Here is an 18,503-nt window from a genome sequence, read left to right as displayed (position 1 = left end):
CGCCGTACGCGACAATGGGGGAATGCCCATGACCGCCACGCCCCTGCAGATCGGCCCGCACACCGTCCAGCCGCCCGTCGTCCTGGCCCCCATGGCCGGGATCACCAACGCGCCCTTCCGCACGCTGTGCCGTGAGTTCAGTGGGGGCAAAGGGCTGTTCGTCAGCGAGATGATCACGACCCGGGCGCTGGTCGAGCGCAACGAGAAGACCATGCAGCTGGTCCACTTCGACGCGACCGAGAAGCCGCGCTCGATCCAGCTGTACGGAGTGGACCCGGCCACCGTCGGCAAAGCCGTCCGCATGATCGCGGAGGAGGGGCTGGCCGATCACATCGACCTGAACTTCGGGTGCCCGGTGCCGAAGGTGACCCGGAAGGGCGGCGGTTCCGCGCTGCCGTACAAGCGGAATCTGCTGCGGGCGATTCTGCGGGAGGCGGTCAGCGGGGCGGGTGATCTGCCGGTCACGATGAAGATGCGCAAGGGCATCGACGACGATCACATCACCTACCTCGACGCCGGGCGGATCGCCGTCGAGGAGGGCGTGACGGCGATCGCGCTGCACGGGCGCACCGCTGCCCAGCACTACGGCGGCACGGCCGACTGGGACGCCATCGCGCGGCTCAAGGAGCATGTGCCGGAGATCCCCGTGCTCGGGAACGGGGACATCTGGTCGGCCGAGGACGCCGTGCGGATGGTGCGCGAGACCGGGTGCGACGGGGTCGTCGTCGGGCGGGGGTGCCTGGGGCGGCCGTGGTTGTTCGCGGATCTGGTGGCGGCGTTCGAGGGCCGGGACGAGGCCCGTGCCGGAGGCACTGATGGATGCAGTGCGCGGCCGGCGCTCCGCGAGGTCGCCGACGTCATGGTCCGGCATGCCACGCTGCTCGGCGAGTGGATCGGTGACGAGGCGCGCGGTGTCATCGACTTCCGCAAGCACGTGGCCTGGTATCTGAAGGGCTTCGCGGTCGGCTCGGAGATGCGCAAGCGGCTCGCCATCACGTCGTCGCTGGAGGAACTCCGTTCCGGGCTCGACGAGTTGGACCTCGACCAGCCCTGGCCGGTGGGCGCCGACGGCCCTCGCGGTCGCACGTCGGGGAACAACAGGGTCGTGCTGCCGGACGGCTGGCTCAAGGACCCGTACGACTGCGCGGGCGTGAGCGAGGACGCGGAGCTGGACACCTCCGGGGGCTGATCATTCCGTCGAGGCGTGCGGTGTCGAGCCGAACGCCGTCAGGAAACGGTCCCGGAAGGAGCTCATCTTCCAGACGGGGGCCTTGGGGGCGGGCTGGAGGCCGTCCGTCCAGTTCCAGGTGGTGATCTTGTCGAGGATCTTGGGGTCCTTGGCGACGATCGAGATCGGCACGTCCCGGCCGGCCTTCGCGCCGCTCACCCGTGAGATGGGCTGGTGGTCGCCGAGGAAGACGAGGACCGTGTCGTCGGTGCCGTAGCGCTCCAGCCACTGGGTGAGGCTGGTGAGCGAGTACGCGATCGACTTGCCGTACTCCTGCTTGGAGCGGGTGGAGTCGGAGATGATGTCCGCGGGGTCGGTGCCCGCCCGCTGGATGGGCTCGAAGACCGAGCCGTCGCCGAGGTCGTCCCAGTCGACCATCTTCGGGATCGGCGCCCAGGGCTGGTGGCTGGAGGTCAGGATGATCTCCGACATCAGGGGCTTGTCGCGATTCCTGCCGTGGACCTGGCGTTGGAAGGCTTCGAGCGCGTACTGGTCGGGCATCGTCGACCAGCTGAACTTCGGGCCCTTGTAGCCGAGTTGGAAGGCGTTGTAGACCCTGTCGAGGCCGTAGTACTGTTGTTCCGGCCAGCCCTTCTGCACGCCCGGCATGATGCCGACCGTGTCCCAGTCGCCGGTCTTCTGGAAGGCCTTGGTGAGGCTGAGGTGGTCGCTCGCCATCACGGTGCGGTAGCGCTGCTGGTTGTCGATCCACAGGCCGGAGAGCGTGGTGGAGTGGCCCAGCCAGCTGCTGCCGCCGTATGTCGCCGACGTCAGCCAGCCGCTCTTCGCGTGGAAGCCTGCCTTCTCCAGCGCCTCGGTGCTGGTGTCGAGGGTGTTGGTCACGCCGGGGGCGATCAGCGGGTCCTCCAGTGCGCTGCGGCCGTAGCTCTCGATGAAGGTGAAGATGACGTCCTTGCCGCGCAGGTCCGGCACCAGCTGGTCGGCCGGTGTGTTGCCGAAGGTGTCCGCCTTCGCCTCCTTCGCGAACGCCGCCTCGTCGCGGAGGGTGTCCATCGCCCGGCGTGCGTGCACCTTGATGACACCGGCGGTGTGGTCCGCGGCGATCGGCACGCCGGCGACCTGGAGGCCGAACGCCGTGCACGTGATCCATACGGTGCCGGCGATCAGGGCGCCCCGGGACGCGTCCGCCTTGTGGCGGGCCAGGAGGTCGGCGATGCGTACGGTGGCCAGGGCGACGGCGGCTATGAGGGCTACGACCAGGAGGACGACGCCGATCGTGAGGAGGACGGTGGTCGTGCCGCCCAGGGAGTCCTTCATGTACGACTGGGCGTCGTCGAGGAGTTCCCAGTCCAGGACGATGTTGAAGTGCCGGCCCAGGTATTCGTTGTAGCCGATGTCGAGGATGTTCAGGGCGGTGAGGGCGCCCAGGGCGGCGCCGGAGATCGCTGCGGTGATCAGGCGGGGGCGGCGGGGGAGGGCGAGGAGTACGGCGGCGCCGATGATGGCCTCCGCGGGGAGGCGTAGGAACTCCGTGGGTTTGAGGTTGCCGAGGGTGTTCGGCATTTGCAGGCAGACGTGGATGAGGGCGGCGGCGAGGGCGGTGACGGTCCAGCCGAGGTATTTCCTGACCTCACCACTCCCACGACCTGTGCCGCTTTCGTCGTCGGGTGCGGGTTCGTCTGTTGCGGCCTCGGCTTCGCCTTCGGCCGAGTTGTTCCCACCCGCACCACCCGTGCTGGTTTCGTCGTCGGGTGCCGGTGGCCCCTGTGGGGCTACCTCGCCGTCGGCGGCCGCGGGTTCGTCGTTCTTGCCGGGCAGTTGACGTAGGCGCGTGAACACAGGCACCCGAAGGTCCTTCCGTGCGAGGCCCCTGGTGGGAAGTGGTGCGGCGGGCCTCGCTGGGGAGGCTGGGGGCCCGCCGTCATCCCGTACGGGCGGCCCCCAGCCGGTGTTCAGCCGTGGCGCCCCAGCGCTCGGCAAACGCTGGGCAAACACCAGGCCAACGGACCCGTGGCAGTCTGCCCGGCCCCGGATCTACGCCCCTCCCACCGCCGTCAGCAGCGCCAGCGGAGCCGCCGCCGAGCGGGACTCCCGTACGCATGCGTGCGGGTACGGCACCGGTTCCGCGTGGGTGTCACGGCCGTAGCCCGCGAGGACCTCCGGCAGCCGGTGGCCGGTTGTCGTCGCCGCGTCGACCAGGGCGTGGGCGACCGTGCGGGCCTCGTCGTGGAGGCCGTAGCGGGCGAGGCCCAGGGCGATAAGGGCGTTGTCGTGCGGCCAGACCGAGCCCCGGTGGTAGGAGAGGGGGTGGTACGCCGGTTGGCCGGCCGCCAGGGTGCGGACTCCCCAGCCCGAGAAGAAGTCCGGTTCCAGGAGGCGGCGGCCCACCAGCTCGCCGTACTCCTTGTCCAGCAGGCCGGACCAGAGCAGATGCCCCGCGTCCGAGGCGAGCGCGTCCACCTGCCGGCCCCCACCGTCCAGCGCCAGTGCGGGGAAGGAGCGATCCGGCATCCAGAAGTCCCGCTGGAAACGGTCGCGGAGGTCGGCCGCCGCCTGTTCCAGAAGGGCCGCGTAGGTCTCGTCCTGCCACACCGTGCGGGACAGCCATGCCGTGCGGCGCAGGGCGTCGTACGCGTAGCCCTGGGCGCCCGCCGCCATCACCGGGCCGCCGGGGCGGGTGCCGTCGGCCGAGCAGATGGCGCCGGGGGAGTCCTTCCAGTTCTGGTTGGCCAGGCCGCCCTGGTCGGCGCGGTAGACGAGGTAGCCGCGGGAGGTCAGTCCGCCGTGGTCCAGCATCCAGGCGATCGCCGCGCGGGCGTGCCGCTCCAGGCGGCGAGCCGTTGGCGCGTCGCCCGTCTGTTCCACGTACGCGCCCAGCAGGATCAGGAACAGCGGCGTCGCGTCCACCGAGCCGTAGTAGCGGCCGTACGGCACCTGCCCGAAGTGCGCCAGCTCGCCGTGGCGTACCTCGTGCACGATCTTGCCGGGCTGGGACACGGCGTCGATGCCGGTCTCCGTCGCCTGGGTCGCGGCGAGTGCCGGGAGCGTGGCGGCGGCCAGCTGGGGGCGGTACGGGAGGGCGAAGAGCGAGGTGAGGAGGGCGTCGCGGCCCAGCAGGGTCAGGAACCAGGGAGCTCCTGCGGCCGGGACGCGCAGCTCCTCGCCGTCCGGGCCCGTCGCCGGGACCTGGAGCGAGGCCAGGTCGGCCAGGCCCCGGGCACAGGCGGCGGCCAGCTCCGGCCAGCCCGTCGGGAAGGCCACGCCCTCTACGAACTCGCCCTCCAGGGCCAGGAGTTGGCCGGTGAGGGCGGCGGGGGAGCGCGGTACGCGCAGGGCCCGTTTGTCGCCGTGCGGGCGGGCCATCACCCGCAGGGTGAGTTCCGCCGTGCCGTGCGGTTCCAGGTCCAGGGCCCAGACCAGGCGGCGGGCGCCGGTGCCCGTCTCCTCGACGCCGTCCGGGGCGGGATCGGCCGTGACGGTCGTGATCGACCGCCATTCGCCGCGCTGGTAGGTGAACTCCACGCCGTCGTCCAGGACTTGGCGGGAGCGGGTGACGCCGGTCTTGGCGTAGGTGCGGTGGTCGGAGCGGAGCTCGAACTGGTCGGTGAAGTCGGCGTCGGCGGTGATGGCGAGCCGGACCGTCGTCGGGACCGGGCGGTTGCTGGTCACGCGGAGCGACTCGATGAACGAGGCGTCTCCGACCGCCTGTTCGCGGAAGAGGGTGTAGGCGGGTGGTTCGTTGCGGCCGCCTCGCGGGACCAGGGCACAGCGGGCCGTGTCCCCGTCGGCGACCGGGGAGAGGGCCTCGGGCACGGCCCCGTCCACTGTGAGCTGCCAGCGGCTCAGGTGCCGGGCGTCGCGTACGAACAACCCGTCCGGGGAGCCGACGCCCCGCACGCCGCTGATGTCCCCGCCGTCGCCGACGGCGGCGAACGTGCCCCCGTACACGAGCAGATGATGCCGGTCCGTCATCCCCGGTTACCTCCCTTGACTCCCGAGATTTGAGTGACAGTGGGGCTGCTGTGCAGCAGGTCGAGCGTGAGCGCGGCGGTCCAGCCGAAGCCGGTGGCTCCGCAGGCCTCGCCGGTGTACGGGTCGACGTACTCGGCGAAGTCGGTGCTGTCGGCGAGGTCCAGCACTGCCGCGCGCAGTGCGTCGGCCCGGTCGGTCTCGCCGTGCGTGCGCAGGCCCCGCTCCAGCAGCCAGGCGGTGTTGAACCAGGCCGGGCCCCGCCAGTACCGGTGCGGGTCGAAGGCCTCGCCGAGGAGGTCGTACGACGGGGCGAGGCGGGTGGTGTCGCCGAGGCCGAAGTGCGGGCCGTGGGCCGTGCGGACCAGGGCGGCGGTGATGTCGCGCGGGAGGGTGGGCAGAAGGAGGGGGATCAGGCCGGAGACGCTGCGTTCCGGGATCAGCTCCCCGGCCGGTCCGCCGCCGCGTACGTCGCGGCAGAAGAACATCCCCTCCGCCGGGTCCCACATACGGTCGATCAGTGCCGCCGTCAGCCGCTCGGCGCGCGCGTGCCGGGCCGTGCCGGTCGCCCCCAGCTCCCGAGCGATCCGGGCCAGCGCGTGCTCGGAGGCGATGAGCAGGGCGTTGAACGCCGGGTCCTCGACAGCGAAATCGCCGGGCCCGTCTGCATACCCGGCGTCCCGGTAGTCCGTCGCCAGCCGCACATACCGCCCGTAGTCCAGATCCGTCGGCCGGTCCTCGGCCGCCCCGTGGTCGAGGTCGGCGCGGCGGAAGGAGCGGGCCGGGGCGGGCGTGACCCTGCTCAGGGGCGCGTCCCAGCAGGGGCTGTTGTCCATACCCTGTTCCCAGGGGTGCACGACGGACGCGAGGCCGCCCCCGCCCAGGTCCCGCCGGTGCAGCAGATAGCGGTGCCAGGCCGCCAGGCGGGGATACACCCGGGTGAGGAAACCGCGCGCCCGGGACAGTCCCGGGTCGGCGCAGTGCACCAGCCACGCGGCCAGCGCATGCACCGGTGGCTGCACGATGCCCGAGGTCTGTACGGTGCGCGGGGCGCCCGCAGCGCGCCCCGCGGTCGAGGAGCGCCAGAAGTCGGGGCTCGGGAAGTAGGCGTCGAGCGGTACGGAGGGGTTGAAGACGATGTGCGGGATCCGCCCGTCACCCCACTGGGCGTCGAGCAGCGTCTCCAGCTCCGTCTGTGCCCGTAACGGCGAGAGGTGCCTCAGGCCGATCGCGATGAACGCCGAGTCCCAGGACCACTGGTGCGGATACAGGCCGCGGGAGGGCACCGTCGAGGTGCCGGTCCAGTTGGTCTCCAGCACCCGGGCGGCCCTGACGTGCAGCGAACCGGCCGCGGGCGGCGGATCGTATGCAATGTCACGCTCGGCGCGACGGGCTGTGAGCTGGGCAGTGCGATCCACTCGGGGCTCCCCGAAAGACGTCCGGCCGACCGGTTCGGTCATGGCTACCGTAGGGTTACGTCTATTTAACACGCAAAACCCAATATGTAATGCAGGGTTGAGAAACACAAGGGGGTGCGCATGACCGGTCAGCCGGGTCGGACGGGCAGGACGACGAAGAGCGGTAGTCAGGCGGGCGCCGGCGATCTGCTCGCACTCGTCCGCAGCGGGCGCGCCACCACGCGCGGCGCCCTCCAGCAGGCCACCGGTCTCTCCCGCGCCACCGTCGGCCAGCGCCTCGACCGCCTCTTCCGCGCGGGCTGGCTGCGCGAGGGCGCCGGCGGTCCCGTGGACTCCCCGCTGGGCGGACGCCCCTCCATCACCCTGGAGTTCGACGGCGAGCACGCGGTCGTCCTCGCCGCCGACCTGGACACCCGGCACGCACGCGCCGCCGTCCTGTCGCTGACCGGCGAGATCTTCGCCGAGCACAGCGGCACACCGGTCGTCGAGGACGGGCCGGACGCGGTGCTGGGCGAGCTGGCGCGCTGGTTCGCCGAACTGCTGGAGAAGGCCGGCCGCCGGGCCGACGAGGTATGCGGCATCGGGCTCGCGGTGCCGGGGCCGGTGGACAGCGAGACCGGCCGGGTCGTCCAGCCGCCGATCATGCCGGGCTGGGACGGCTACGACATAAGGGGTCGGCTGGCGAGGGCCTTCACCGAGCACACGGGGGCCGGGGCCGTGCCGGTCCTGGTCGACAACGACGCCAACCTCATGGCGTACGGCGAACAGCGCACCGGATACCCGGACTGCTCGGCGTTCGTGCTGGTCAAGGTGTCGACGGGTATCGGTGCGGGCGTCGTCGTGGACGGCTCGGTGTACCGGGGCGTCGACGGGGGCGCGGGCGACATCGGGCACATCCGGGTGGGCGCCGACGCGCTGTGCCGGTGCGGGTCCTACGGCTGTCTCGCCGCCGTCGCCAGCGGTGGCGCCGTGGCCCGGCGGCTGGCGGAGGCCGGGGTGCCGGCGGCCTCCGGCTCGGATGTGCGGGACCTGCTGGCGTCCGGGCATCCGGGGGCGGCGGCGCTCGCGCGCGAGGCCGGGCGGCAGGTCGGGGACGTGCTGGCGACCGTGGTGACGCTGCTCAACCCCGGGGTGCTGATGATCGCCGGGGATCTGGCCGGGACGCCCTTCCTCACCGGGGTGCGGGAGCTGCTCTATCAGCGGGCGCTGCCCCGCTCCACCGCTCATCTGGACGTCGTGACCTCGCGACTGGGGGAGCGGGCGGGGCTGGTGGGGGCCGGGGCGATGGTCGTGGAGCATCTCTACGCGCCGGAGCGGGCGGAGGAACGGTTGCTGGTCATGGGTGTGTGACGTCTGGCGGCTATGGGTGTGGCCTCTGTCGGTCACGGGTGTGACGTCCGTCGGTCATGGGCGTGACGTCCGTCGGTCATGGGTGTGTGACGTCGAGGTTTCCTGTCTCGAAGCGCGTCCGCATGGTGAAATCCGGCGCGCTGTGGCAGCGTGATTCTCGCCACCCTTGATAAGGGTTGCGCTCAGATGAGCGGATCTTGAGCGGCTGCACTTCTCCAAGGGGTGGCACTCGGTGCCACCCCTTGATCGTTCATCGATCGAAATCAGACGTGCAGGATGGCCGCTCATCTGAGCAGGAAAGGGCGCTTCTGGGCGCCCATGCATTCAAGAAGTGAAAACATCCGCCTGTCTCTGCTTGCCAAGCTTTGACTTTCGATCCGCTGGCGGACGAGTGGTTACGGGCGCATGACGCGTGAGTGGACGTACCCAGGCGCCTTCGATCTGGGTATGTTCCTCGCCGTCAGGGCAGCCACCGCGTCCTCGAGGGAGTCGAGACCGTGTCGGAAAACAAAGAACCCCACGTAGCGAAGTTCGTTTACGACTTCACCGAGGGAAACAAGGACCTCAAGGACCTCCTGGGTGGCAAGGGCGCGAACCTCGCCGAGATGACCAACCTGGGACTCCCTGTTCCCCCGGGCTTCACGATCACGACGGAAGCCTGCAAGGTCTACCTCGACAGTGGCGAGGAGCCGGCGGCACTGCGTGACGAGGTGAGTGCGCACCTCGACGCGCTCGAGACGAAGATGGGCAAGAAGCTCGGCCAGGCCGACAACCCCCTGCTCGTCTCGGTCCGTTCCGGCGCGAAGTTCTCCATGCCCGGCATGATGGACACGGTCCTGAACATCGGGCTCTCCGACAAGTCCGTGAAGGGCCTCGCCGAGCAGGCCGGCGACGAGCGGTTCGCCTGGGACTCGTACCGCCGCCTCATCCAGATGTTCGGCAAGACCGTCCTCGGCGTCGACGGCGACCTCTTCGAGGAGGCCCTCGACAAGGCCAAGGAGGCCAAGAAGGTCACGGTCGACACCGACCTGGAGGCCGCCGACCTCAAGAAGCTGGTCACCGCCTTCAAGAAGATCGTCAAGAAGGAGGCCGGCCGGGACTTCCCGCAGGACCCGCGCGAGCAGATGGACCTCGCCATCAAGGCGGTCTTCGACTCGTGGAACGGCGACCGCGCGAAGCTCTACCGCCGCCAGGAGCGCATCCCGCACGACCTGGGCACGGCCGTCAACGTCTGTTCCATGGTCTTCGGCAACCTGGGCCCGGACTCCGGCACCGGCGTCGCCTTCACCCGTGACCCCGCCTCCGGCCACCAGGGCGTGTACGGCGACTACCTGCAGAACGCGCAGGGCGAGGACGTGGTCGCGGGCATCCGCAACACCGTCCCCCTCGCGGAGCTGGAGACGATCGACAAGAAGTCGTACGACCAGCTGATGCAGATCATGGAGACGCTGGAGAACCACTACAAGGACCTCTGCGACATCGAGTTCACGATCGAGCGCGGTCAGCTGTGGATGCTCCAGACCCGCGTCGGCAAGCGCACGGCGGGCGCGGCCTTCCGCATCGCGACGCAGCTCGTCGACCAGGGCCTGATCGACGAGGCCGAGGCGCTCCAGCGCGTCAACGGCGCCCAGCTCGCCCAGCTGATGTTCCCGCGCTTCGACGAGAACGCGAAGGTCGAGCAGGTCGGCCGGGGCATCGCGGCGTCGCCGGGTGCGGCCGTCGGCAAGGCGGTCTTCGACTCGTACACCGCGGTGAAGTGGTCGCGTTCGGGCGAGAAGGTCATCCTGGTCCGCCGGGAGACCAACCCCGACGACCTGGACGGCATGATCGCGGCCGAGGGCATCCTGACCAGCCGCGGCGGCAAGACATCCCACGCGGCCGTCGTCGCGCGCGGCATGGGCAAGACCTGTGTCTGCGGCGCCGAGGAGCTCGAGGTCGACACCAAGCGGCGCCGGATGACGGTGCCGGGCGGGCACGTGGTCGAGGAAGGCGACGTCATCTCGATCGACGGCTCCAGCGGCAAGGTCTACCTGGGCGAGGTCCCGGTGGTCCCCTCCCCGGTCGTGGAGTACTTCGAGGGCCGGATGCACGCGGGTGCCAACGACGCCGACGAGCTGGTCGAGGCCGTGCACCGGATCATGGCGTTCGCCGACCGCAAGCGCCGGCTGCGGGTGCGCGCCAACGCGGACAACGCCGAGGACGCGCTGCGCGCCCGTCGCTTCGGCGCCCAGGGCATCGGTCTGTGCCGTACGGAGCACATGTTCCTGGGCGACCGCCGCGAGTTGGTGGAGCGCCTGATCCTGGCGGACACGGAGGAGGAGCGCGAGGAGAGCCTGAAGGCCCTGCTGCCGCTCCAGAAGCAGGACTTCGTGGAGCTGTTCTCCGCGATGGACGGCCTGCCGGTGACGGTCCGTCTCCTGGACCCGCCGCTGCACGAGTTCCTGCCGGACATCACCGAGCTGTCGGTCCGTGTGGCCCTGGCCGAGTCCCGCCAGGAGTCCCACGAGAACGACCTGCGCCTGCTCCAGGCCGTCCACCGCCTGCACGAGCAGAACCCGATGCTGGGCCTGCGCGGCGTACGCCTGGGTCTCGTGATCCCCGGCCTGTTCACCATGCAGGTACGGGCGATCGCGGAGGCCGCGGCCGAGCGCAAGAACGCCAAGGGCGACCCGCGCGCCGAGATCATGATCCCGCTCGTCGGCACGGTCCAGGAGCTGGAGATCGTCCGCGAGGAGGCCGACGCAGTGATCGCGGAGGTCGAGGCGGCGACCGGTACGTCGCTCAAGCTGTCGATCGGCACGATGATCGAGCTGCCGCGCGCTGCCCTCACGGCCGGTCAGATCGCCGAGGCGGCGGAGTTCTTCTCCTTCGGCACGAACGACCTCACCCAGACGGTGTGGGGCTTCAGCCGGGACGACGTGGAGGCCTCGTTCTTCACCGCGTACCTGGAGAAGGGCATCTTCGGAGTCTCCCCCTTCGAGACGATCGACAAGGACGGCGTGGGCTCGCTGGTCGCCGCCGCGGCGAAGGCGGGCCGTGAGACCCGCCCCGACCTGAAGCTCGGCGTCTGCGGCGAGCACGGCGGTGACCCCGAGTCGGTCCACTTCTTCCACGAGGTCGGCCTCGACTACGTCTCCTGCTCGCCGTTCCGGATCCCGGTGGCACGCCTTGAGGCGGGCCGGGCGGCTTCGCAGTCGGCGGGGAGCGACCACCGGTAGGCCCGTCGCGGTCATCGGTAGGCCTACGGCCCACTGAAACTCCGGAGTCGTCGCCTGTCCCCGACCCTCAAGACCGATGGGCGGCGACTCCGGTGCACCAAGGAGGGCGGCACCCTGTGCGGGGGTGCCGCCCTCTCCTGCATGATCTGCGGTGACTGTCGAGCTATGGCGCTGATCTGGCTAAATGGCGATTGCCCAAGCACTTCTCCGGCGGGCCCAAACCCAGCAAGCTGACGCCCTGGGACGAGCGCTCGAACCCACCCGCTGAGTCCTCGCCCCTACCCGCGCCACCGGGCCCTCACGACGACCGAACCCCAGAACGCGTTCACCGGATCCGTGGGCCGGAACACGTAGTCGACGCCTCCCCTCCGGCATGCCCGGTGAGCGGGTCAGGCAGGAGAACACCAGGCGTCCGCCGGGGCGGAGGCGGTCGGTCAGGGCGGGCAGGATGCGGTGCGGGTCGGCGAACCACAGAGCGCCGAAGTTGGAGAACGCCGCGTCCAGGAGGGGAGGTGGGGGATGATCGGCACCGCGTCTCCCAGCCACCACTCCAGGGAGCGTATGGGGGCGAAGCTGGTCATGGCGTGGTGGATGCGTACCGGAGACACGTCGATACCGATGCCGCGTGCGAGGCCGTGCTCGGTGAGGCCGGCGAGTTGTGCTCCGTGACCGCAGCCGAGCTCCGCGACGGTCGCGCCGGTGAGTGGCCCGTTCCGGACCGGGGCCGGGAGCCGTACGGAACATCCAGGCCATGGTCTTCGGGTGAGGCCGGTTCGGGCGGCCGATCCCGTCCCAAGTAGCGGCGTTCAGGCGGGCGTCGGCCGCGTGCTGTGTCACCGCTGTCACAGGGGCCGCCCTTCCCGGAGGCATACGACGGATCCGGAGCGGGCGGCCGTGTGCAGGGCGGTGAGCGTCGGCAGATGTGCCGTCAGGGGCGTGGTGTTCAACTCGGGCAGGGAGAAGAGGCCGTCCTGGTCGTGCTCGGGGCTGCGTCTGATGGTCTGCCCGGCCGGGAGGGTGCCGCCGTGGAAGAAGAAGTCGACCACCGGGCCCGTTCCCTTCATGTCGGCTCGGTGGTCGTAGCCGAGGAAGCGAAGGGGCTGGTCGAGGATGATGCCGGTCTCCTCGTACAGTTCTCGGCGTGCGGCTGCCGGCGGGTCCTCGCCGTGCTCCAGCATTCCGCCGGGCAGCCACCAGGTTCCGGCACTCGGCCGGCCCTCGGCGTAGCGGAGCAGCAGGATGCGGCCGTCGGGGTCCAGGAGCAGCACGCAGGAGGCGACGACGGCCTGCGGAAGGGTTTTGATCCACTCCTCGCGCGGCAGCACTCGCTCCACGTCAAGCCTCCCGGACGGCGACGGTGCGGGCCGCGGCCTGCTTCAGGTGCTCGGTGAACACCGCCTCGGGGTCGGGGACGCCGAGGCGGTGCAGCGCCACCATCGACGTGATGATCACGTCGCAGACCTCCGCCGTCACGTCGTCCCAGGTGTGGCTCGCTCCCTTGCGCGGGTTCGTGCCCGTCGCTCCGATGACGGCCTGGGCGGCTTCGCCGAACTCCTCGCCGATCTTCAGCACCTGGAGTACGCGCCGCTGCGCGGCGGGCACGTGCGCTGTGGCCCGGTCGAGGAACGCGGCGAGTTCGGCCGTGGTCTGCCACGCGGTCCTGTCCACGTTGGTGTTCCTTTCTTCGGGTGAGCGAGGAGAGGAAGGGAGAGCCCGTCCATCCGAAGGAACGTAGCGCGGCGCAGATGGTCACCGGCAGGGCGTCAGCGGGGCGCGCGACGCCTGCGCACCGCCAGCAGCACCCCGCTCCCGGCGAGCAGGGCGGCCGCGCCGCCGGCCGCGACGTACGGCGTGCTGTCGTCGCCTCCGGTCGCGGCCAGGTCGGTGCCGTCCTGGCCCGTCGCCTCGTCGGACGTCGTGTCCTCCCCGGCACCGGACCCGGCTTCGTGGTCCTCGGCGGGGACGAAGTCCGCGGGCGGGTTGTCGCAGCCGATGCCGTCGTTGTCGCGGTCCAGGTGGGAGCCGTAATGCTCGTCGCCCTCGGCGATGTTGGAGTAGCCGTTTGCGTAGGCCTCGGCGCAGTTCTGGAACGGGTGGTCCCCGTCGTGCGCTGCGGCCACGGACGGCAGGGTGGCGAGGGCCAGCGCGGCGACGGCGATGGCGCCGGGCTTGCGGAGCAGGTTCACGGAGCGTCCTTCCATGTTCGTGGTGATATCGGCGCTCATGATCGGGAAGTTGCGATCGGCCGGATATGAGGTGACGAACGTAGTAAGGAGCTGACGGGGCGGGGGAGTTATGAAGGGCCTGTGATACGAACGTGACGTGACCGGAAGGTAGCTCTCCGTGTGGAGCTTGCCCTTCCGGTCCCGTACCGTTCAGCCGACCAGCGGTGGGCGCTGGGCGTACTCGTCGTAACCGCCGGGCAAGGGCCGCGTGTCCAGGTAGAACCACTCGGCGTCCGGGCCGGGGGCCGACGGTGGGGGCTGAGGCGACGTAGGCGCCGGCGGGGGCTCGGGTGCCGTGACGACAGGGATCTCCGTCTTCGCCGGCCCCGGCATCAGCAGCTCCACCCGCAGCCCCAACCCCCGCTGCTGCGCCGTGAATTCCTCCACCTGGTTCCGGCACGCGTGGTCCAGATGGGTCACGCCGGTCAGGTCCAGGCGGATGCGGGGCTTGCCCGAGGCGGCGGCGGACTCCAGGGCCTCGATGACCTGCGGGAGCCGTAGGAAGGTCGCGTTGCCGGCCATGACGACCTTCGCGGTGTCGTCGTCGATGTGCTGCCGGATCACCGTCTGGGACATGCGCAGGGCCGCGAGGACGATCCCGGCCGCCAGGCCGATCAGGACGCCCTCCAGCAGTGCGGTCGCCACGATGACCAGCGTGGTCACCGCCATCACCATGAACTCGCCCCGGTCCTGCCGCCACATCTTCGGGAACTCCTCCGGCGCGAACAGCTTCCAGCCGCTGTGGACCAGGACGCCGGCCAGTACCGAGATCGGGATCAGGGCCAGGACCTGCGGCAGCAGCAGCGCGAAGGCCAGCAGCCACAGGCCGTGCAGGGTGCGGGAGATACGGGTCTTCGCGCCGGCCTGGACGTTCGCCGAGCTACGGGCGACGACCGCCGTGATGGGGAGGGCGCCGAGGATGCCCGCGACCGTGTTGCCGGCGCCCTGGGCGATGAGTTCGGTGTTGTAGCGGGTGCGGGGACCGCTGTGCATACGGTCCACGGCGGCCGCGGTGAACAGGCTCTCCGCGGAGGCGATGACCGTGAAGGTGAGGATCGAGGTGATGACCGCGGTGTCTGCCAGACCCGCGAACTGCTCGGCTCCCGGCATCCGTACCGACGCCAGCAGATTGCCGACCTGGAGCGTCTTCACGTCCACGCCGGGCAGCGCGGCGACCGCGATGCCGATGCCGACCGCGACCAGCGCGGCCGGGATCCTCTTCGCCGGGCCCGGCACCTTCTTCCACACGAAGCTCAGCACGATCGTGGCGACGCCGAGCAGCGTGGCGATCATCGCCTGGGGGTTGGTCAGGATGTCGGCGAACAGGGCCGGGATGCCTGCCATGTTCTCGATCGGGGTGCCAGGGGCCTTTGCGTCGGCCATCGGGTACGCCTGGCTGAACATCAGCGGCAGCCCGATGCCGGCCAGCATGCCCTGGACGACCGCGATGGAGATCGCCTGGAACATCCGGCCCAGGCGTACGACGCCGAGGATGATCTGCAGGATGCCCGAGAACAGCACGATCACGCCGAGCATCGCCAGGCCGTGCTCCAGCACCGTCTCCGCGACGAGCGCGGCGAGTCCGGCGGCCGGCCCGCTGACCTGGAGCGTGCTGCCGCGGACCGCCCCGACGACCAGTCCGCCGATCACGCCCGAGATGATCCCGAGCTCGGCGGGGACCCCGGAGGCGACGGCGACGCCGATGCACAGGGGCAGGGCGACCAGGAAGACGACCAGGGACGCGGTGATCTCGGTGGCGAGGTCGGGCTTCGCGCCGGCGGCCCTTGGTGCCGGGGCGGCCTTCACCGACGTACTGGAACCTGACGTACTCGAACCCGACGTACTCGAACCCGACGTACCCGAACCCTTCGCGGCGCGTGTACGCCCGCGCGCATGCGCCCCGCTCATCCGCTATGCACCCGGAACAGACCGTCGCCCTCCAGCTCGTGCACCTGCCCGGTGTCGACCTCGTAGTACCAGCCGTGCAGCCGCAGCCGCCCGGCGTCCAGCCGCTGCCGCACCACGGGGTAAGTCCGCAATACGGCAAGCTGGTTGACGATGTTGCCCTGCGCCACGTCCGGCAGTGACGGGTCGTCGGAGGCGGTCGTGAGGACCGGTGCCAGTTCGGGGCGGGCGAGCTGCAGCCAGGCGTCCACACCCGGCAGGGCGGTGAGGTCGTCTCCGGACTTCAGCGCGCCCATCGCGCCGCAGTGTGAGTGACCGCACACGACGATGTCCTGAACCCCGAGCACCTCCAGTGCGTACTCGATGGTGGCGGCCTCCCCCGACGCGCCGGGGCTGCCGTACGGCGGCACGATATTGCCCGCGTTGCGCAGCTCGAATATCTCTCCGGGTCGTGCGCCGGTAATCAGGGCGGGGATGACCCGCGAGTCCGAGCAGGTAATGAAGAGTGCCTCGGGATATTGTCCTTCGGCCAGTTTCCGGTATTCATCGCTCTCGAAATCAACCCGCCGTTTGAACGAGCGGGCGCGGTCCAGCAATGCCTTCAACGGTGCCTCCGCGGTGGGGAGTTCGGCCAGGTCATCACACCGTAGAGGGGGTCACCCCAGACGAAGGTTAAGCGAAAGCCAGAGCTCGCCCAGGAATTGGACATTCTTTGTCGTGCGGCCACGCAAGCGCTTGTTCCCTGTAGCGTGTCGACTTCAGGGCAGAGAATGTCAATTCGAGAGACAGGACCCATGGGCATACAAGTGCTGCTCATCGAGGACGACGAGACGATCGCCGAACCGCTCATCGAGGGGCTGGGGCATTTCGGACTGACGGTGGATCACGTCACCACCGGTGCCGAGGGCTTGAGGAGGCCGTACGGCGATGTCGTCCTGCTCGACCTCGGGCTGCCGGACATGGACGGCATCGACGTCTGCCGCGGTATCCGGCAGTTCTCGGACGTGCCGGTCATCATCCTGAGTGCGCGGGGTGAGGAGGCCGACCGGGTGCTGGGGCTGGAGCTCGGGGCGGACGACTATCTGGCCAAGCCGTTCAGTGTGCGGGAGCTGGTGGCACGGGTGCGTGCGGTGACCCGGCGGTCCCAGCGGACGGAGGCGGCGGGCGGCGCGGAGGCGCCGGTCACGGCCGGGTACGACACGACGTCCCCACTGTCGTACGAACCGACACCCCCGCTGTCGTACGACGCCCCGCCGCCCCCGTCGTACGAGGACACCGGGCCGCACCCCACGTACGCACCCGGCCCTCTGGTCGTCGACCGTCGCACCCGCCAGGTCTGGGTCGGCGAGGTGCCCGTCACCCTCACCCCCAAGGAGTTCGAGCTGCTGGCGCTGCTGACGGAGGATCCGGGCGCGGTCTACTCCCGGCAGCAGATCCTGGACCGGGTATGGGATCCGCACTACGAGGGCCCGACCAAGACGCTGGACGTCCATGTCGCCTCGCTGCGACGGAAGTTGGGCGACCCGGCGTGGATCCAGACGCTGCGCGGCGTCGGCTTCCGGCTGGCGGTGCAGACCGAGCCGGGCGGGCAGCAGGTGTCCTCGCCGTGACCCGCCGACTGCTGCTCAGCTACCTCAGCCTCGCCGCGCTCGTACTGCTCTGCCTGGAGATCCCGCTGGGCTTCGTCTACTCGCGCAGTGAGCGGGAGCGGGTGGTCAACGCGGCGAAGGGCGAGGCGGAGTCGGTGTCCGCGTACGCCTCGTTGTCCCTGAGCACCGGGCGGGCCGAGCGTGACCTGCCGCGCCGGGTGGCCCACTGCGCGGAGCGGATCGGCGGGAAGGTGGTGGTCGTGGACGCCTCGGGCGCCCTGCTCGCCACCTCGCATCCGCTGGCCGCCGTCATGTCGGCCGACCTCGCCTCCCGGCCCGGAATCGCGGCGGCCCTGCGCGGCACCGCCACGGTGGATGTCCGTACGTCGACCATCGGTGGGGTGGAGTACCTGTCGGTCGCCGCGCCCATCCGGCACACCTCGGGGTTGCAGGGTGCCGTGTGGCTGACCCTGCCGACCCGGACCGTGCACGAACGCGTCCATCACGTCTGGCTGTTGCTCGGCCTCGGCGGGCTCGGGGTCCTGACCGCGGTCGCCGGGCTCGGTTTCGCCATCGCCCGCTGGACCGGCCGGCCCATCCGCGAACTGGAGCAGGCCACCGACGCGTTGGCGGACGGCGGTCTGCCCGCGCCGGTGACGATCACGAAGGGGCCGCCCGAAGTGCGCCGTCTCGCCGCCGCGTTCAACCGTACGGCCGCCCGGCTGGCCCATCTCCTCGCCGCCCAGCACGCGTTCGCCGGCGAGGCGTCCCATCAGCTCAAGACGCCGCTCGCGGCGCTGCGGCTGCGGCTGGAGAACCTGGAGCCCAACGTCGCCGTGCGCGGCCGGGGCAGTCTGGCCGCCGCGGTGACCGAGACGGACCGGCTCTCACGGATGGTGGAGGGCCTGCTGGCGATGGCCCGCCTGGAGGAGAGCGCCGCGACGCCGGGCCCGGTCGACGTGGGCGCGGTCTGTGCGGAGAGGCACCGCACCTGGCAGCCGCTCTTCGAGAAGCAGCGGGTCTCCCTCGTGCTCTTCGCCGGCAGCGTGGGCCCGGTGCTGGCGGTGCCGGGCGGGGTCGAGCAGATCGTGGACAACCTGTTGTCCAACGCCCTGCGCGCCTCGCCGCCCGGCTCCACCGTGACCATGGAGCTACGGCTGCACGTGCCGGCCCGCCGCGCCCTGCGCGACGCCCGCCCCGCCTGGGTCGACCTGCACATCACCGACGAGGGTCCCGGTATGACCCCGGAGCAGCGGGCCCGCGCCTTCGACCGCTTCTGGCGCGCGCCGGGCGCCCCCAAGGGCGGTACGGGGCTGGGCCTGTCGCTGGTCCAGCGGCTCGCGCACGCCAGCGGCGGCGAGGCGAGCCTGCATGCGGCGGCCGCGGGCGGGCTGGACGCGGTGATCCGGTTGCCGTCGGCGGAGGCGCCGCGCGAGGGGCACGGGCCGGGTCCGGACCGGGGCGGGCAGCGGAAGCGGGGGGTGCCGGCGTTGCGCGCGTGAGCGCACGCGAGGGGGCGCACACGGGCGGTGGCACTCCGGGGTGCGCACGCGGGTAGCACTCACATGAGCGCTCATGGGGAGTGCACAGGCAGAACCCAGGTACGCCGTCCGACGGTCATGCGTTGGCTACGGTCCGTC

13 protein-coding genes are annotated in these 18,503 nt (G+C 70.8%); 5 read left to right on the top strand and 8 right to left on the bottom strand.

What is annotated here, in order from left to right:
• The first annotated feature begins 22 nt into the window (after positions 1–22).
• Entirely contained in the window at positions 23–1,189 is a 1,167-nt protein-coding gene (dusB, locus tag ACQEV2_RS13565; RefSeq protein WP_433039772.1) for a tRNA dihydrouridine synthase DusB, read from the top strand.
• Here the strand turns inward: dusB and ACQEV2_RS13560 are convergent, their stop codons facing one another.
• The 3 genes from ACQEV2_RS13560 to ACQEV2_RS13550 all read right to left on the bottom strand — a co-directional run bounded on the left by ACQEV2_RS13560 (position 1,190) and on the right by ACQEV2_RS13550 (position 6,576).
• Positions 1,190–3,034, bottom strand: coding sequence for a CDP-alcohol phosphatidyltransferase (locus ACQEV2_RS13560; protein WP_433039770.1), 1,845 nt, complete (start codon positions 3,032–3,034; stop codon positions 1,190–1,192).
• 189 nt (positions 3,035–3,223) lie between these two features.
• Complete coding sequence (locus ACQEV2_RS13555) at positions 3,224–5,161, bottom strand: amylo-alpha-1,6-glucosidase (RefSeq protein ID WP_433039768.1); 1,938 nt, start codon at positions 5,159–5,161, stop codon at positions 3,224–3,226.
• Positions 5,158–6,576 (bottom strand): MGH1-like glycoside hydrolase domain-containing protein, encoded by a 1,419-nt coding sequence (locus ACQEV2_RS13550; protein ID WP_433039766.1) that lies wholly within the window; start codon positions 6,574–6,576, stop codon positions 5,158–5,160. The genes ACQEV2_RS13555 and ACQEV2_RS13550 overlap by 4 nt, the downstream gene beginning before the upstream one ends.
• Positions 6,577–6,696: 120 nt before the next feature.
• Here ACQEV2_RS13550 and ACQEV2_RS13545 point away from each other — a divergent pair, with 120 nt between their 5' ends.
• The gene (locus ACQEV2_RS13545) at positions 6,697–7,926 is read left to right on the top strand and encodes an ROK family protein (protein WP_433039764.1); all 1,230 of its coding nucleotides are present in this window, start codon (positions 6,697–6,699) and stop codon (positions 7,924–7,926) included.
• Between the two features lie 497 nt (positions 7,927–8,423).
• Positions 8,424–11,144, top strand: coding sequence for a pyruvate, phosphate dikinase (gene ppdK / locus ACQEV2_RS13540; protein WP_433039762.1), 2,721 nt, complete (start codon positions 8,424–8,426; stop codon positions 11,142–11,144).
• An 842-nt stretch (positions 11,145–11,986) separates the two neighbouring features.
• Here ppdK and ACQEV2_RS13535 read toward each other — a convergent pair.
• The 5 genes from ACQEV2_RS13535 to ACQEV2_RS13515 form a co-directional block, all read right to left on the bottom strand.
• Entirely contained in the window at positions 11,987–12,478 is a 492-nt protein-coding gene (locus ACQEV2_RS13535) for an NUDIX hydrolase (protein WP_433039760.1), read from the bottom strand.
• 1 nt (position 12,479) lies between these two features.
• Positions 12,480–12,812 (bottom strand): MazG-like family protein, encoded by a 333-nt coding sequence (locus ACQEV2_RS13530; protein WP_433039758.1) that lies wholly within the window; start codon positions 12,810–12,812, stop codon positions 12,480–12,482.
• Between the two features lie 95 nt (positions 12,813–12,907).
• Positions 12,908–13,330: an excalibur calcium-binding domain-containing protein gene (locus tag ACQEV2_RS13525; protein ID WP_433054421.1), complete on the bottom strand. Its 423-nt coding sequence runs from the start codon at positions 13,328–13,330 to the stop codon at positions 12,908–12,910.
• A gap of 189 nt (positions 13,331–13,519) precedes the next feature.
• Positions 13,520–15,277: a SulP family inorganic anion transporter gene (locus ACQEV2_RS13520; protein WP_433039756.1), complete on the bottom strand. Its 1,758-nt coding sequence runs from the start codon at positions 15,275–15,277 to the stop codon at positions 13,520–13,522.
• Positions 15,274–15,879 carry a carbonic anhydrase gene (locus ACQEV2_RS13515; protein WP_433039754.1) on the bottom strand — a complete coding sequence of 202 codons (606 nt, stop codon included), beginning with the start codon at positions 15,877–15,879 and terminating at the stop codon, positions 15,274–15,276. The genes ACQEV2_RS13520 and ACQEV2_RS13515 overlap by 4 nt, the downstream gene beginning before the upstream one ends.
• A 189-nt stretch (positions 15,880–16,068) precedes the next feature.
• Between ACQEV2_RS13515 and ACQEV2_RS13510 the strand changes: the two genes are divergently transcribed.
• On the top strand, positions 16,069–16,884 hold the full coding sequence (locus ACQEV2_RS13510; RefSeq protein ID WP_433039752.1) for a response regulator transcription factor: 816 nt from the start codon (positions 16,069–16,071) through the stop codon (positions 16,882–16,884).
• Entirely contained in the window at positions 16,881–18,365 is a 1,485-nt protein-coding gene (locus ACQEV2_RS13505) for a sensor histidine kinase (RefSeq protein WP_433039750.1), read from the top strand. Before ACQEV2_RS13510 ends, ACQEV2_RS13505 begins: the two co-directional genes overlap by 4 nt.
• Positions 18,366–18,503 lie beyond the last annotated feature (138 nt).

The organism is Streptomyces sp. CA-251387, from assembly GCF_050936625.1.
Lineage (GTDB): Bacteria > Actinomycetota > Actinomycetes > Streptomycetales > Streptomycetaceae > Streptomyces.
This window is presented reverse-complemented; position numbering and strand designations above follow the sequence as displayed.